This window comes from Allobosea sp. 05L423, from assembly GCF_056397745.1.
In genome coordinates this window covers 231,660-244,647 of record NZ_JBFTOA010000006.1, presented here as the reverse complement: position 1 = coordinate 244,647, position 12,988 = coordinate 231,660, and the positions used below count along the sequence as shown (strand labels likewise).

The following is a 12,988-nucleotide window of genomic DNA, read 5'->3' as shown; positions in this document are numbered from 1 at the left end:
GTCGAGAAGGTCGTCGCGCATCTCAAGACGCAAGGCCGGCCGCAATATCTCGACGCCGTCACCTCCGAGGAGGAGGAAGGCGCAGAGGACGAGGACGGCGCCGTGTTCGACAAGACCGGCATGGGTTCGGTCGACAGCGACGACCCGTATGAGCAGGCGGTCGCCGTCGTACTGCGCGACAAGAAGGCCTCGACCTCCTACATCCAGCGCCGCCTCCAGATCGGCTACAACCGCGCCGCCTCCATCATGGAGCGCATGGAGAACGAGGGCATCGTCGGTCCCGCAAACCACGCCGGAAAGCGCGAGATCCTGGTTGATGGCGCGCGCCCGCCGCGCGACGAGGAAGAGTGACCCGGCAGCGCCGACCAGCGCTTACGAAGCGGTCTCGTAGCGGTCGTGGTGACGCCACCACGGCCCGTTCTCCTCGTTACGGCCCTTCGGGGCGCGGTCGAGCCAGGCATACATCGCCCAGATGCCGTCCACGCCGCGCGAATAGGCGGAGTAGGTATGGTAGATCGCGCCATCCTCGCGGATGAAGGCGCTCATCCCAGGGCGCTCGCGATGATAGGTCGGGACATCGGTGCCAGCCATCTCAGCGAAGCTACGCTCGACAGCGTTGCCGCCCGAACGCCGCTCGAATTTCGGCTGGTGCCGAAAGTTGTAGTCGATTCCCGTGGTGCGCTCCTGCTCCTCGGTGAAAGAGACGTTGAAGTCGAAATTGAAGTCGCTGTCGCCTGACGAGGCCCAGGGGAAGCTCCAGCCCATCCGCTCGCGGAAGGCGAGGAGCTTGGCAAGCGGCGCCCGCGACACGGCCCAGAGCATCACGTCGTGATGGGCGAGATGCGTCGCACAGCCGTTGAACCCGTCCGCGATCGCCGAGCAGGACGGGCAGCCCGCCTCATAGTCCGGGCCGAACATGAAATGGTAGACGAGAAGCTGCGAGCGCCCACGGAAGAGGTCGGCTAGCGACGCCTCGCCTTGGTCGGTCTCGAACCTATAATCCCGGTCGATCCTGACCCAGGGCAGGGCCTGTCGCCGCTGCGCCAGCGCGTCGCCTTGGCGCGTATACGCCTTCTCCGCCTCAAGCAGAGCGATCCGTGCCGCCAGCCATTCCTCGCGCGTTCCGATACGATGTGTTGTCATCGCGCTTCGCTCCTGTCGCCGGATGTCCCGCGCCGCTCGCTGCGGCGCGCTGATCGGTGCTACTGCGGAGAGAACGCGGGAAGGGAGTGACAAGTTTGGCGGGATTCGCATGGACTCGCTGATCACCGCCGCGGCGCGGGCCCTTGCCTCGGGCGACCCGCTGGGCGCCCTGAACCGCGTCGCCCTGCGCGAAGACCCGCCTGCGCTGGCCCTGCGCGGCATCGCCATGGCGCAGCTCGGCGATTTTCCGCGGGCCAAGCTTCTGCTGCGCCGCGCCGCGCGGGGCTTCGGCCCGCGCGAGGTTGTCGCGCGGGCCCGCTGCGTGGTCGCGGAGGCCGAGATCGCCCTGGCCTCGCGCGATCTCGTTTGGCAGCCGCGGCGACTTTCGGGAGCGGCGGCGGTGCTTGAGACCCATGGCGACCGCGTCAATGCTGCCCATGCACGCTATCTCGATATCCGCCACCTCGTGCTGATCGGTCGGCTCGACGCGGCGGAGCAGGCGCTGGCGGAGATGGACTCCGCGCTGCTGCCGCCGGCGCTCCAGGCCGTGCACGGCCTCGCGGCCGCAGGCATCGCCCTGCGCAGGCTGCGCGCCAGCGCAGCGCGGGAAGCTCTCAGCACCGCGCGCGACGCGGCACGGCGTGGCGGCATTGCCGCCCTGGCGGCCGAGGTGGACGGCGCGTTTGCCGCCTTGGAGGCGCCGGCGGCGCGGCTGATCGCAGGAGGAGCGGAACGTATCCTGCTCCTCGACGACATCGAAGCTCTGCAAGGCTCGGCCGCATTCGTCGTCGATGCCTGCCGATATGTGGTGCGCGACGCTCGGGCCGCGGTCTCTCTGGCGACGCGCCCAGTGCTCTTCGCCCTGGCGCGAGCGCTCGCGCAGGCCTGGCCCTCCGATGCGTCGCGCGAGGTGCTGATCGCACGGGCCTTCGGGTCCCGGTTCGCGGATGAATCGCATCGCGCCCGGCTGCGCGTCGAGATCGGGCGGTTGCGCGCGGCGCTGCGGCCCATCGCAAGGCTGGCTGCCACGCGGGACGGCTTTGCGATGACGCCGCACCGTGCCGCCGAGGTGGTCGTATTGGCGCGCCCCGTCGAGGAGAAGCACGCGGCGGTGCTCGCCTTTCTCGCAGATGGCGAGAGCTGGTCGAGTTCGGCACTCGCACTGGCTCTCGGTGCCAGCCAGCGCAATGTCCAGCGCGCGCTCGAAGAGCTGGCTTCGGCCGGCAAGGTGCAGTCCTACGGGCAGGCGCGGGCACGGCGCTGGACGATGCCGGCCATCCCCGGTTTCGCGACGAGCTTGTTACTCACGGCGCCCTGGCGCGGTGGCTAGGGTCGAACCGTCAACATCCTTCTGGAGCAGAACCATGACGGTATCCAAGGCAGAGATCATCCGCGAATACGGCCCGTTTCCGGGCGTCGACAAGGTCCATGGCGTGAGCTTCGATGGCGAGCGCGTCTGGTTCGCCTCCGGCGACCGGTTGAATGCCCTCGATCCCGCGAGCGGGAAGGTGGAGCGCGCACTCGACGTGTCCGCCCATGCCGGAACGGCCTTCGACGGCCGTCACCTGTTCCAGATCGCCGAGGATCGCATCCAGAAGATCGATCCGCGCACGGGAACCGTGCTTTCGACGATCCCGGCGCCCGGCGGCGGCGGTGATTCAGGCCTGGCCTGGGCCGAGGGCGCGCTCTGGGTCGGCCAGTACCGGGATCGCAAGATCCACCAGATCGACCCGGAGACCGGCAAGACGCTGCGCACCATCGAATCCAACCGTTTCGTCACCGGTGTCACCTGGGTCGACGGCGAGCTCTGGCACGGAACCTGGGAAGGCGAGGAGAGCGAGCTGCGCCGGATCGACCCGGCGACGGGCGAGGTGCTGGACAGCCTCGCCATGCCTGCGGGCGAGGGCGTGTCGGGCATGGAGTCGAACGGCGACGACCTCTTCTTCTGCGGTGCGCCCGGGAAGGGCACGGTTCGTGCCGTCCGCCGGCCGAAGCGGAATTGAGACCTCCTCAGCCGGGAGGGAGCCTGCGGCGCGCGATGGCGGCGTGATAGCGCGCGCCATGGATCAGCCCGCCATCGTCGAAGTCGTAGCGAGGATTGTGCAGCGGCGCGGAATCCTCGCCGTTCCCGACATAGGCGAAGCAACCCGGCACATGATCGAGGAAGCGGGCGAAATCTTCCGACCCGGTCATCGGCTCGCGCGCGACGGAGACGTTGCCATCGTCGAACACCGTGCGCGCAGCTGCGAAGGCCTCCTGAACCATCGTCTCGTCGTTCACCAGCGGCACGAATTCGCGGGTGTAGTGCAGCTCGGCGCTGAGATTGTAGCTCTGTGCCGTGCCCTGCGCGATGATCCCCATCTGCCGCTCGATCTCGGCGCTGACCTCGGGGCGGAAACTGCGGGCGTCGCCGAGGATGCGCGCGGTGCCAGGCAGGACATTGCGGGTGCCGTCGGTGAGCAGCTCCGTCACCGAGACCACGGCGATATCCGCCGGGCTCAGACGCCGCGAGACGATGGTCTGCAGGCTGGTGACGAGCGCGCAGGCCGCGACCAGAACCTCGTTGCCGGAATGCGGCCTTGCGGCGTGCCCGCCCACGCCCTTCAGCACGATCTCGAAATTGTCCTCCGCCGACATGAACGGCCCGACGCGGGTCTGGAACTGCCCGATGGCGAGGCCCGGCATGTTGTGCAGGCCGTGGACCTCGTCGAAGGGGAAGCGCTCCATCAGGCCGTCGGCGATCATGGCGAGCGCGCCCTTGCCCCATTCTTCCGCCGGCTGGAACAGGAAGCGCACCGTACCGTCGAAGCCGCCTTCGGCTGCGAGCAGCTTGGCCGCGCCGAGCAGCATCGTCGTGTGCCCGTCATGGCCGCAGGCATGCATCACGCCGGGCGTCTGCGAACGATACGGGTGATCGCCCTGCTCGTTGATGCGCAGTGCATCCATGTCGGCACGCAGCGCGACCGCGCGGTTGCCGCTGCCGCGTTTCAGCGTACCGACGACGCCGGTGCCGCCTACGCCTTCGACCACCTCGTCGAGCCCGAACTCGCGCAGCTTCGCGGCGACGAACGCGGCCGTCCCCGCCTCCTCGAAGCCGAATTCGGGATGGGCATGCAGATGCCGCCGCCATGACGTCATCTCGGCCTGGAGTGCATCAAGATCGAGTTCAGGCATGGTCGCGGCCCCGCTGGTCTGTCGGCCATATGGATAGGGCAGGCGGCGCGAAAGAGGCGCTGCAATCCGGCACGCGGGATGCAAGTTTGTTGCGCCTCCGTCAGCGTGCTCCGGCGGCCTCGGTCAACCAGCTGCGCACGGCTGCGACCGGCTCCGGGTGCCGGGCGCGGCGCGGCGACAGGATGTAGAAGCCGGCCTCGATCGGCAGCTCGGCGCCGAAGAGTGAGACGAGCCGTCCGCGCGCGAGATCGTCATCGACGAGGAAGCGGCTCGTCAGCGCCAGGCCCTGGCCGGCGATGGCGGCGTCGAGCGCGAGCGCTGTCTGGTTGAAGCGGATGTTCTGGACTGGCTTCGGCGCGGCGCCGGGGAAAACGGCCTCCAGAAACGCCGGCCAGAAATCATGACCGTCGTGCAGCAACGGGTAGCGCGCGAAGGTGCTCGGCTCTGCGGGATCGCCGAGCTTCTCCAGCAGGAGCGGGCTGCCGACCGCGATGATCCTCTGTTCGTAGAGCAGCTCGGCGTTGAGCCCCGCTCCGAAGGGCGGCCGCCCGAGCCGGATGGCCAGATCGACCGCATCCGTTCGGAAATCGGAGAGGCGGTCGGTGGCGACGATGCGCAGATCGATGCCGGGATGGGCGGCGGTGAAATCCGGCAGGCGCGGGATGAGCCAGCGCGAGGCGAAGCTCGGCGTCACGCTGATGGTCAGATGCAACGGTGCGGGCCTGAGTTCCGCGGTTGCGTCCGAGATCAGCTCGAAGGCCCGGCGGACGGAGCCGACGTAGCTGCGCCCGGCCTCCGTGGGCGCAAGCGTCCGCGGCAGCCGCTCGAAGAGCTTGAGGCCGAGCTCCGTTTCGAGCTGACGGATCTGCTGGGCGACGGCGCCTTGGGTTACGCCCAGTTCCTCTGCAGCCAGGCGGAAGTTGAGGTGGCGTGAGGCGACCTCGAAGACGCGCAGGCCGTTGAGCGAGGGCAGGCGATGGACGCGGCCGGTCATGCGATAGTTTTTCTACAGGCCGATGCGAGTGAAACTGGTTCGTCAGGCCGGGTTGGGAGTGATAGGAAAGTCGTTTAGCCCTGGAGTGCGCCGCCCGATAGTGCGGCGCAGTGGCGATGGAGACAAGCATGGCGACAGAAAAAGTGGCTCTCGTCACCGCAGGCGGCAGCGGCATGGGCGCCGCCGCGGCGAAACGTCTGGCGGCGGACGGCTTCCGGGTCGCGATCCTGTCTTCGTCCGGCAAGGGCGAAGCGCTGGCGCAGGAACTTGGGGGGATCGGCGTGACCGGCTCCAACCAGTCGAACGACGATCTGCGCCGGCTCGTCGATCTCGCGATGGAGCGCTGGGGGCGCATCGACGCTCTCGTCAACAGTGCCGGCCACGGGCCGCGTGCTCCGATCCTCGAGATCACCGACGAGGACTGGCATCGCGGGCTCGACGTCTATCTGATGAATGTCATCCGCCCGGTGCGGCTGGTGGCGCCGATCATGCAGGCACAGAAGGCCGGTGCGATCGTCAACATCTCGACGGCTTGGGCTTTCGAGCCGAGCGCGATGTTCCCGACCTCGGCCGTATTCCGGGCCGGGCTGGCGTCCTTCACCAAGATATTCGTCGACACTTATGCGGCCGACAACGTCCGCATGAACAACGTGCTGCCGGGCTGGATAGACAGCCTGCCTGCGACGGAGGAGCGGCGCCAGGGCGTGCCGATGCGGCGCTACGGGACGAGCGCCGAGATCGCCGGCACCATCGCCTTCCTGGTCTCGCCGGATGCCGGCTACATCACCGGCCAGAACCTGCGCGTCGACGGCGGCATCACCCGGTCGATCTGAGACCAAGCGGTTGCAAACCCGATACCGGGGCTGCGTCAGCTAGCCGCCATCGGCTGGCGTGGCCTCCGGGAACACCGCACGGTCCCGCCCGCCGTTCTTCGCGCGAAACAGTGCGAGATCGGCTGCGTTGACGAGGCCGCCCGGGCCAGCTTCGCCGTTCGGCCAGGCGGTCGCCACGCCGACGCTGATCGTCACTCGCCCCGCGCCATGAGGGATGTTCAGGTCGCGCACGCCCTGGACCATGCCCTCCGCTACATGGGCGGCGCCTTCGGCCGACACATCGGTCAGGATCACGACGAACTCCTCGCCGCCGAAACGGGCGGCGAGATCGGTCGCGCGACAAGCGCCGTTCTGGATCACGCCCGCCACCTGTTTCAGCACGTCGTCGCCGGCGAGATGGCCATAGGCGTCGTTGTAGCGCTTGAAGTGATCGACATCGATCATCAGCACCGAGAGCGGGCTGCCGGTCCGAACGCCGCGTTTCCACTCCGCAGCGAGATACTCGTCGAAATAGCGGCGGTTGCCGAGCCCGGTCAGCCCGTCGATCCGTGTCAGGCGCTCAAGCTCGAGATTGGCGCGCATGAGCTCGCGCTGGCTCTCGCGCAGCGCGCGGTATGCTTCGTCGCGCTGGAGGTGATCGATATAGGCCCGGGTGTGGTAGCGGATGCGCGCGATCAGCTCGATCGTGTCCGGCAGTTTCACCAGATAGTCGTTGGCGCCGGCCTGGAAGGCCTCGCTCTTGATAGCCGGATCTTCCTTGGTCGAGAGCACGATGACCGGCACGCTGTGGAGCGCAGGGTGCTTGCGATAGCGCCGCACCAGATCGAGCCCATCCACGCCGGGCATCACCAGATCCTGCAGGATGACGGTCGGCTTGACGCGCTGGGCGACCTCGATCGCTTCCAGCGGGTCGGTGCAGTAGTGGAAGTCCACGTCGTCATGATGCGTCAGCGCCCGCCGGACGGCCTCGCAGACCATGACCTGATCGTCCACGAGCAGCACCATCGCCAGATAATTGTCGGCGGGGAGGGGGGCCTCGGGTGCGGATCGGTTTGGTTCGCCTGCCATGATGGACCTTTTAGAGAGCCGGCTTGCCACAGACCTCGACGAGGCGCGGCGCGATCGCGGTCAGGGGCAGAATTTCCGAGGCGGCGCCGATGGCCGCAGCTGCCTTGGGCATGCCGTAGACGGCGCTGGTCGCTTGATCCTGCGCGATTGTCAAATGGTGCTTGTCGCGCAGGAGCTTCAATCCGCGCGCGCCGTCCCGCCCCATGCCGGTGAGCAGCACGCCGACCGCGCTGCCGCGCCATTGCTGTGCGACACTCTCGAAGAAGGCATCGACCGAGGGGCGGTAGGCATAGTCGCGCGGCTCCGCCCGATAGCCGAGCTCGTCCGCCGACGTGAAGACGAGATGGTCGCCGCTTGCCGCGATCAGCACGCTGCCAGGCACTGGCCGGTCGCCTTCCAGGGCAGGGCGCGTCCTGATCCCGCTCTGCTGTTCGAGCCAGCTTGCGAAACCCGGCACGAATTGCGCGTCGAGATGCTGGACGAGGACGATGGCCGGCGAAAAGCCCCGCGGCAGCCCGGTGAGCAGAGCGGCGACGGCGGCGGGGCCGCCGGCGGAGGCTCCGATGGCGACGAGCTGCCGCGTCGAGGTGCTGCGCGGAGCTGGCGGGCGGGGTCTGGGTGCCGTTTGCGGCATGTCGCCGGCGAGGCGGGCGACCGCCGCCATGCGCGCCAGTAGCGCGCCGCCCGAGGCGGAGGCGGCGCCATTCGCGCCGACGACGGGGATGTCGACGGCGTCGAGCGCGCCGTAGCCCATCGCATCGTAGACGCCGGAGACATTGGCATCCACGCTGGCGGTGACGAGCAGGATCGGGCAGGGGGTCTCGGCCATGATCCGCCGGGTGGCTTCGACGCCGTCCATGACCGGCATGTTCAGGTCCATCAGGATGAGATCGGGGCGGTCGCGCCGGGTGGCCTCCACGGCCTCCGATCCGTCGATGGCGACCCAGGCGACCTTGTGCTCGGCGGTCGAGGTCACGATCCGCCGCAGGACTTCGACGGCCATCGGCAGATCGTTGACCAGGCCGACTCTCATGGGAGATCCTTCATCGGGGCGCTCAACCTCATGGCTCGCCGATGAGATCTTCGACGGCGTGGAGCAAAGTCTCGTCGTGGAAGCTGCTCTTGGTCAAATAGTAATCGGCGCCGGCATCGAGGCCACGGCGCCGGTCCTCCTCGCGATCCTTGTAGGAGACGATCATCACCGGGATGTTCCGCAGGCCGTTGTCCTTCTTGAGCAGGGTCACGAGCTCGATTCCATCCATGCGGGGCATGTCGATATCGGTCACGACGAGGTCGAACGAGCCCGACCGGACGGCATTCCAGCCATCCATCCCGTCGACCGCGACCTCGACCTCGAAGCCGCGATGGGAAAGCAGCTTCCGCTCCAGCTCGCGCACGGTGAGCGAATCGTCGACGACGAGGATGCGCTTGCGCCGCTTCTGCGTGGCGCGTTCCGCCCGGTGCTCCAGCGGCTTCAGGCGACCGCTCGAGACCAGCTTCTCCATCGAGCGGATCAGATCCTCGACGTCGAGAATCAGCACGGGGGAACCATCCTCCATCAGGGCGGCGGCGCTCACGTCCTTGACCTTGGCCAGCCGTGGATCGAGCGGACGCACCACGAGTTCGTGCTCGCCGAGGAAACGATCGACAATCATGGCATAGACGTCGTTGCCCTGGCCGACGACGACGGCCGCGAGTTCGGCCCCGGCCGAGCTGGGCTCGCCGTGACCGAGAACCTCATGCGCGGTGACGAGCCCGACCTGCCGGTCGTCGAATTGGAAATGCGGTCTGCCTTCAAGCGAGGCGATCCTTTCCAGCGGCAGTCGCAGCGCCCGCGTGATCGCGGCAAGGGGGAGGGCGTACGGCTCCCCGGCGATCTCGACGAGCAAGGCCCGGATGACCGACAGCGTCAGCGGCAGTTGCAGCTGAAAGCGGGTGCCTTGGCCGAGCCGCGAGGTGATCTCGACCTGTCCGCGTGTCTGGCGCACCATCGCTTGGACGGCGTCGAGGCCGACCCCGCGCCCTGAGATGTCGCTGATCGTCGGTTTCATCGAGAAGCCGGGCAGGAAGAGAAATTCCAGCAGCTCCGCCTCGCTGAGATCATGCACGGTTTCGGCCGTGGTGAAGCCACGCTCGAGCGTTGCCTGCCGCAATGCATCGAGATCGATGCCGCGGCCGTCATCCGAGACGATGATCTGCAGGAGCCCGGCATGGTGCCGTGCTTCGAGGCGGATGACGCCTTCGGCCGGCTTGCCGGCTGCGCGCCGTTCCTCGGGTGTTTCGAGTCCATGATCGACCGCGTTGCGCAGCAGGTGGCCGAGCGGGGCGTCGAGCTGCTCGAGAATATCGCGATCGATGCTCGTCGTGCCGCCGACGATGTCGAGCCGGGCCGTCTTGCCGAGCGCCCGCCCGATGTCCCGGACAGTGCGGGAGAAATGCCGGACGCCGTCGTCGAAGGGCCGCATGCGGCTTGCCAGCGTCTCGTCGTAGAGCCGGCTGGCCAGATCGGTGGCCTGCCGGTCGACGGCGTCGAACTCGTCCAGTCGCTCGCTCAGGATCGCCTGGCTAGCCTGGAGCCTGATCTGCACGGCCTCCAGCGCCTGCAGCGCATGCGGGTCGGTCGTCGCTGCCGGCAACGCGGTGTGGAGGGCGTCGACGCTCCGGGCGAGCTCGGCCTGCGCTCGCCGCAGCCTCAGAAGCCCATCGTTGAAAGGCCGCAGACGCCGGGATGCCATCAACGACTCGCCGGCAAGGCCGAGCAGGCGATTGAGGCTCTCCGCCGTGACCCGGACCATGCGGCCGCCATGCCCGTCGCCGTACGGGGCTGCCGGGCCCGCCTCGGCAGAAGTCGCCAGCGTGCTGCTTTCGGCGAGCGGGGCGGTATTCTGTTCGGGTGCCGGTTCGGCGCTCCCGGGGGCCTCCGGCACACCGCCCTTGGAAGCCTGCTGAAGCGCCCCAATGAAGCGGTCGATCCGCCGCTCCGCTTCGGCCGCATCGGGGGCCTCGTCGGAGGACAGGGCTGTCAGGAGATCGATGCCCTTGAGCAGGGTATCGATATGGGCGTGGTTCAGTCGCAGCTTTCCGTGCTGCGCTGCGACCAGGCACTCCTCCATCTCATGGGCGACCCGCACGGCCGGGGTCAGATCGATGATCCGCGCTGCGCCCTTGAGCGAATGCGCAGCCCGCATGCAGGCTTCCAGATGCGTGGCCGCCACCGGGTCACGCTCCAGCGCCAGAAGCCCGGTCGTCAGCGCCTGAGACTGCGCGGAGAGCTCGGCGCGGAACAGCTCGAGCAGGGAGAATTCGCTGAAATCCTCGCCGCTCATGCGATGCTCCGGTCGATCAACCCGGCCAGCCGTTCGTCATGGAGACAGCCCACCGCCCGGCCATTCCAGGCGATCACGCCCGCGACGGCGCTCGCGGCGGCCTTGCCGATGGTGGCGGGGGCGGTACCCAGCTCGTTCCGGTCGAAGCTGTGGAGCCCGTGGACCTCGTCGACCTCGAAGGCCGAGCGCGGGCCTTCCGCACCGACCACAATGAGGCGGCGGAAGGCCGTGATCCGCTCGCTCGTCCGGGGCACCGCGTCGGCATCGATCCCAAGCAGTTCGGACAGGGCGACGCAGACGAGCAATTCGCCACGAACGTTGACGATGCCGCGAACGGCGGTGCTGCGGCGGTGGGGCAGGGAATGGATCGGGCGCGGCTCGGCGATCTCCTGACAGGCGGCGGCCGGCAGGGCGAGCCACTCCGCCCCGAGCCTGAAGATCAGGACGGTCTCAAGCGTGTCCTGGTTCGCGCCCTTGCTCGCCGGTTTGGCGAAGAAGCGGGTCCATTCCTCGCGGTAACCCTGCGGCACCGTCCTGTCGAGCAGTTGGCGGGCAATCTGCGCGTGGGTCGGACAGTTGCGGCAATGCAGATGCGTCTCGAGCTGGGGACAGGACTGGTCGCCCCGGACACCGATCTCTCGCCAGCATTCGTCGATGCCGCTCGCGGGCTCCGGCGTCATGTCGACTGCGACGGACATCAGGTTCCGCTCCTCTTCGTCAGCCGGTCGAGCCGGTTGGCCAGCGCCCTGGCGCCCGCCTCATCGCCGCGGCGTTGCAGCAGCAGCTTGAGATGCGCCAGCGCCTGGCTGTGGTCCGGCGCGAGGTAGAGAGCCTTGCGATAGTTGCCCGCGGCGGCCTCCTCGGCGTTGTCGGCGTCCTGGGCGAGGCCGAGCAGGTAGAAGACCTGAGCCGACGGGCCGAACGCGGCGATGTGGCGCTCCGCTGCGACTCGCGCTTCGGCCAGGCGTCCGGCGTTGGCGGCGTTCTCGATGGCGGCAAGGCCCGCAGCCTCGCCGTCGGGCGACGCGGTTGGGGCCTTCGATGCGGTCTGTGCCGGAGCCGCGAAGGGCCGATGCCTCGGCGGGGGGGCAACACTGGGGAGTGCGGAAACCGGCGGTTTGCGACGCGCTTGCAGCGCCGGCTCGGGGCGGGCCTTGGACTGGATGCTCGGCGGAGCGTCCGCCTTGGTAAAGGCGAATGCACGCGGCAGTCGTGCGCCCGTGAAGCCATGGAGGGAGGGCAGGCCGGATTCCCCAGGGCCGACGAGCAGCAACCCATTCGCGGTCAAGGCCTGACGGAGCACCGCAAGGGCGGCGGCCTGCGTCTCGCGATCGAAATAGATCAGCAGGTTGCGGCAGAAGATGATGTCGTAGACTTCGCGCCCGGGCGCATGCGCAGGATCGAGGACATTGCCGAGCGAAAAACGAACCTGCCGCCGCACGATCTCATGGGGCCGGAATTCGCTGCCGAGCGCTTCGAAATAGCGCGCTCGGAAGGCGAGGTCGCCGCCGCGGAAGGAGTTCCGCCCGTAGATCGCCCTCTCGGCCAGCAAGAGGTTACGGCTGCTGACGTCGATGGCGTCGATCGCGAAGTGCTTCGGCTCGAAGCCGGCATCGAACAGTGCCATTGCCATGGAGTAGGGCTCTTCGCCCGTCGAGCAGGGCAGGCTCAGCAGCCGGAGCGGGCGGTCCTCGCGTCGCAGCTCGCGCGCCTTTCGCGCCATCGCGACGAAGGCCTCGCGGTCCCGGAAGAACCAGGTCTCCGGCACGACGACGCAGTCGACCAGTTCCTGGCGCTCGCTCTCGTTCTCGGCGAAGTAGCGCCGATAGGTGTCGAGGTCGGGCTGCCCGCTAGCCGTCATGCGCCGCGCCAGGGCGTGACGGACGACGGAGGGGCCGACTGTCTCGATGCTCAGCCCGATCATCTCCTGAAGGATGCGCTCGAAGTCGCCGGTGGCCGCGCCCTTCTCCATCACGGCTCTGCCGTCAGCTGCCGGAACAGGATGTCGCGGATCTCCGGTGAAAGCAGCCCTTCCGCCCTGATCCACTGAATGAGGCCCCCCTCGTCGGCCGCGACCGGTCCGAGATAGGCCGGCGTCCCGGCCTCGATGCCGGAGGCGACGAAATCGGCGGGATCGCGTGCGACGGTCTCGATGGCCCGCTCGGCGATCAGCCCGAGGAGGCGACGCTCTCCCTGTTCGGTCGGATAGTGCAGCAGGATGATCCGGGTGCTCAGCACGGGCGCAGCCGGGCGGCCGAGCGCCAGGAGGGAGAGATCGATCAGCGGCACGGGTGTGCCGCGGTAGCTGATCGCGCCCGCGACACCGGCCGGGGCAGCCGGGATCTGCTTCACGGCGAGCAGCGGCAGCACGGCCTCGACCTGCGCGGTATCGAGCACGTAGCGATCCTGCCCGAGCTGGAACATGAGGAACAGCATCGGTCGCTCCCGCA

At 68.4% G+C, this 12,988-nt stretch carries 13 protein-coding genes; 4 read left to right on the top strand and 9 right to left on the bottom strand.

Annotation, left to right across the window (positions count from 1 at the left end; translation table 11 throughout):
• Positions 1-351: DNA translocase FtsK (locus AC1DNE_RS17220; RefSeq protein WP_476841129.1), on the top strand; the 351-nt coding region annotated here is incomplete at its 5' end.
• 21 nt (positions 352-372) lie between these two features.
• Here AC1DNE_RS17220 and AC1DNE_RS17215 read toward each other — a convergent pair.
• Positions 373-1,143 (bottom strand): DUF899 domain-containing protein, encoded by a 771-nt coding sequence (locus AC1DNE_RS17215; RefSeq protein ID WP_441471580.1) that lies wholly within the window; start codon positions 1,141-1,143, stop codon positions 373-375.
• A gap of 109 nt (positions 1,144-1,252) precedes the next feature.
• Between AC1DNE_RS17215 and AC1DNE_RS17210 the strand changes: the two genes are divergently transcribed.
• Positions 1,253-2,473 (top strand): helix-turn-helix domain-containing protein, encoded by a 1,221-nt coding sequence (locus AC1DNE_RS17210; protein WP_441471579.1) that lies wholly within the window; start codon positions 1,253-1,255, stop codon positions 2,471-2,473.
• Between the two features lie 34 nt (positions 2,474-2,507).
• A complete protein-coding gene (locus AC1DNE_RS17205) occupies positions 2,508-3,146 on the top strand; it encodes a Vgb family protein (RefSeq protein ID WP_441471578.1) in 639 nt (212 codons plus the stop codon).
• 7 nt (positions 3,147-3,153) lie between these two features.
• On the opposite strand, the gene AC1DNE_RS17200 is transcribed toward AC1DNE_RS17205, so the two are convergent.
• Together AC1DNE_RS17200 and AC1DNE_RS17195 are read right to left on the bottom strand one after the other, a co-directional pair.
• Entirely contained in the window at positions 3,154-4,317 is a 1,164-nt protein-coding gene (locus AC1DNE_RS17200) for an amidohydrolase (protein ID WP_441471577.1), read from the bottom strand.
• Positions 4,318-4,417: 100 nt separating this feature from the next.
• Positions 4,418-5,311, bottom strand: coding sequence for a LysR substrate-binding domain-containing protein (locus AC1DNE_RS17195; protein ID WP_441471576.1), 894 nt, complete (start codon positions 5,309-5,311; stop codon positions 4,418-4,420).
• Positions 5,312-5,439: 128 nt separating this feature from the next.
• On the opposite strand from AC1DNE_RS17195, the gene AC1DNE_RS17190 reads away from it, so the two are divergent.
• Positions 5,440-6,144 carry an SDR family oxidoreductase gene (locus AC1DNE_RS17190; RefSeq protein ID WP_441471575.1) on the top strand — a complete coding sequence of 235 codons (705 nt, stop codon included), beginning with the start codon at positions 5,440-5,442 and terminating at the stop codon, positions 6,142-6,144.
• 39 nt (positions 6,145-6,183) lie between these two features.
• On the opposite strand, the gene AC1DNE_RS17185 is transcribed toward AC1DNE_RS17190, so the two are convergent.
• The 6 genes from AC1DNE_RS17185 to AC1DNE_RS17160 are packed head-to-tail and all read right to left on the bottom strand — an operon-like array spanning position 6,184 to position 12,974.
• A complete protein-coding gene (locus tag AC1DNE_RS17185) occupies positions 6,184-7,212 on the bottom strand; it encodes a diguanylate cyclase (protein ID WP_441471574.1) in 1,029 nt (342 codons plus the stop codon).
• Positions 7,213-7,222: 10 nt separating this feature from the next.
• Entirely contained in the window at positions 7,223-8,245 is a 1,023-nt protein-coding gene (gene cheB / locus AC1DNE_RS17180) for a chemotaxis response regulator protein-glutamate methylesterase (protein ID WP_441471573.1), read from the bottom strand.
• 28 nt (positions 8,246-8,273) lie between these two features.
• Entirely contained in the window at positions 8,274-10,538 is a 2,265-nt protein-coding gene (locus AC1DNE_RS17175; RefSeq protein ID WP_476766840.1) for a response regulator, read from the bottom strand.
• Positions 10,535-11,236: a chemotaxis protein CheW gene (locus AC1DNE_RS17170; RefSeq protein WP_441471571.1), complete on the bottom strand. Its 702-nt coding sequence runs from the start codon at positions 11,234-11,236 to the stop codon at positions 10,535-10,537. The genes AC1DNE_RS17175 and AC1DNE_RS17170 overlap by 4 nt, the downstream gene beginning before the upstream one ends.
• Positions 11,236-12,510 carry a CheR family methyltransferase gene (locus AC1DNE_RS17165; RefSeq protein WP_441471570.1) on the bottom strand — a complete coding sequence of 425 codons (1,275 nt, stop codon included), beginning with the start codon at positions 12,508-12,510 and terminating at the stop codon, positions 11,236-11,238. The genes AC1DNE_RS17170 and AC1DNE_RS17165 overlap by 1 nt, the downstream gene beginning before the upstream one ends.
• Positions 12,510-12,974: a chemotaxis protein CheW gene (locus tag AC1DNE_RS17160; RefSeq protein ID WP_441471569.1), complete on the bottom strand. Its 465-nt coding sequence runs from the start codon at positions 12,972-12,974 to the stop codon at positions 12,510-12,512. The genes AC1DNE_RS17165 and AC1DNE_RS17160 overlap by 1 nt, the downstream gene beginning before the upstream one ends.
• Between the last annotated feature and the right edge of the window lie 14 nt (positions 12,975-12,988).